Here is a 2013-nt window from a genome sequence, read left to right as displayed (position 1 = left end):
CGCCGGGCCTCCCTCCTGCACGCCCCACCGGATCAAGGACACCCCATGCAAAGCGACACACACACCACGACGGCAACGCCCTTCCCCGGCCTGCACCGCCGCGGCTTCCTCGCCGCCACGGGCGCCGCCGGTCTCGGCGCCCTCGCGCTGACCGGCTGCGCGGACACCCCGGGCACCGCCCCCGACGACCCCAAGAACGACGGCACACCGAAGCGCGGCGGCCGGCTGCGGGCCGCCTTCGCCGGAGGCGGGGCGAGCGAAACCCTGGACCCGCACCTGAGCAACCTCTTCGCCGACGCCGCCCGCGCCAAGGCCCTCTACGACAAGGTGGCCGACTACGGAGGCGACCTCTCCGCCCGGCCCCGCCTCGCCTCCTCCTGGGAACCCAACGGCAGGCTCGACCGGTGGAAGGTCTCCCTGCGGGCAGCGGTGTTCCACGACGGGCAGCCCGTGACCGCGAACGACGTGCTGTACAGCTACCGTCGAATTGCCGACCCCGCGCGGGCCTTCCGCGCCAGGGCGTCCCTCGAACCGATCGACCTGGCGGCCAGCCGCGCCACGGACGAGCGGACCGTCGAGTTCGTCCTCAAGCGGCCGACAGCCGAATTCCCCAATGTCATGGCGGCGTTCGGCGCGTACATCGTCCCCGCCTCGGCCCGCGACGGTCACTTCGACCACCGGCCCGTCGGCAGCGGGCCCTTCCGCCTGGTTTCCTTCGCCCCCGGCCGGTCCACCGTCCTGCGGCGCAACGACGACTACTGGGACGGCGCCCCGCACCTGGACCAGCTGGAGTTCGTCGTCGCCAACGAGGAGTCCGCGCGTGTCAACGCCCTGCTCGGCGGCCAGGTCGAGTACGCCCACGAGCTGAACCCGGCGACCGCCCGCGCCCACGAGAACGGCGGCCGGATCCGGATCGTACGGCTCCGCAACAGCGCGATGCAGTCCTTCGCGATGAAGACCGACCGGCCGCCCTTCGACGACCCGCGCGTCCGCCGGGCCCTGATGCTCGTCGCCGACCGGGAGGAACTCGTCCGGGGGGCCCTCTCCGGCGCCGGCGAGATCGGCAACGACCTGTTCGGCAAGGGATACGAGTACTACGCCGACAGCCTGCCCCAGCGTGAACAGGACCTCGGCCGGGCGCGCAGCCTGTTGAAGCAGGCAGGCGCCGAGGACCTGCGGATCACCCTCGACACCTCACCCGTCGCCGCCGGCTTCACCGAGTCCGCCGCCGTCTTCCGCGACCAGGCGGCCGAAGCCGGCATCACGGTCGAAGTGAGGACGGGCAGCAAGGACACCTACTGGAAGGACATCCTCGACGCCGGAACCCTGTCCTGCTACCGCTCGGGCGCCATGCCCATCGAGTCACACCTCTCCCAGCGGCTGCTCACGGGCTCGACCACCAACGCGACCAAGTGGCGCCACGAGGACTTCGACTCCCTCTACCAGCAAGCCCAGTCGACACGGGATCCGAAGGAGCGCTCCGCCGTCTACGCCCGCATGCAGCGCCGCCTCCACACCGAGGGCCCCTTCCTGATCTGGGGCTTCGCCGACTGGATACTCGGCACCGCCCGCGGCGTCAGAGGCATCGAGCCGCAGGCACCCGCCAACACCCTCGACTGGGCCCGCTTCGACAGGGTGTGGCTCGCGTGAGNATCGAGGCGGTGCGAGCCGCCCTGCACCTGGACCGGCCGCCCGCCGAGCGCCTCCTCGACTGGGCGGCCGGGCTGGTTCACGGCGACCTCGGGGTCTCGCTGACCTCGGGGCGGCCCGTCAGCACGTACCTCGCGGACGGTTTCGGCCCGACCCTCCTGCTCGCCGTCCCGACGGTGGTGCTGCTGGTGCCCGCCGCGGTCGGCCTCGGCGTGCTCGCGGCCCGGCACGAAGGGCGTGCCGCCGACCGGATCGTCAGCGCGGTGACGCTGGGCCTGTACGCCGTACCGGAGTTCGCCCTGGGCGTGCTGCTGGTCACGGTCTTCGCGCTCCGGCTCGGCTGGCTGCCGCCGACCGCCGTCG

General features: G+C 72.6%; 1 protein-coding gene and 1 pseudogene. Both read left to right on the top strand.

The features are described 5' to 3' along the window. Nucleotides 1–45: 45 nt before the first annotated feature. The gene (locus tag JGS39_RS39815) at nt 46–1650 is read left to right on the top strand and encodes an ABC transporter substrate-binding protein (RefSeq protein ID WP_219574627.1); all 1605 of its coding nucleotides are present in this window, start codon (nt 46–48) and stop codon (nt 1648–1650) included. A gap of 2 nt (nt 1651–1652) precedes the next feature. Next, nucleotides 1653–2013, top strand: a pseudogene (locus JGS39_RS39810) (ABC transporter permease family protein); the annotation flags it as partial.

The sequence above is a fragment of the Streptomyces poriferorum genome (assembly GCF_019399235.1).
In the GTDB taxonomy this organism is placed as follows: domain Bacteria; phylum Actinomycetota; class Actinomycetes; order Streptomycetales; family Streptomycetaceae; genus Streptomyces; species Streptomyces poriferorum.
Note: the sequence above shows the minus strand (reverse complement) of the source record. Positions and strands in the feature narration are given on the sequence as shown.

Excerpts from the sequence above, each read along its gene's own strand:
- JGS39_RS39815 (WP_219574627.1), top strand. The coding sequence starts at position 46 with ATGCAAAGCGACACACACACCACGACGGCAACGCCCTTCCCCGGCCTG.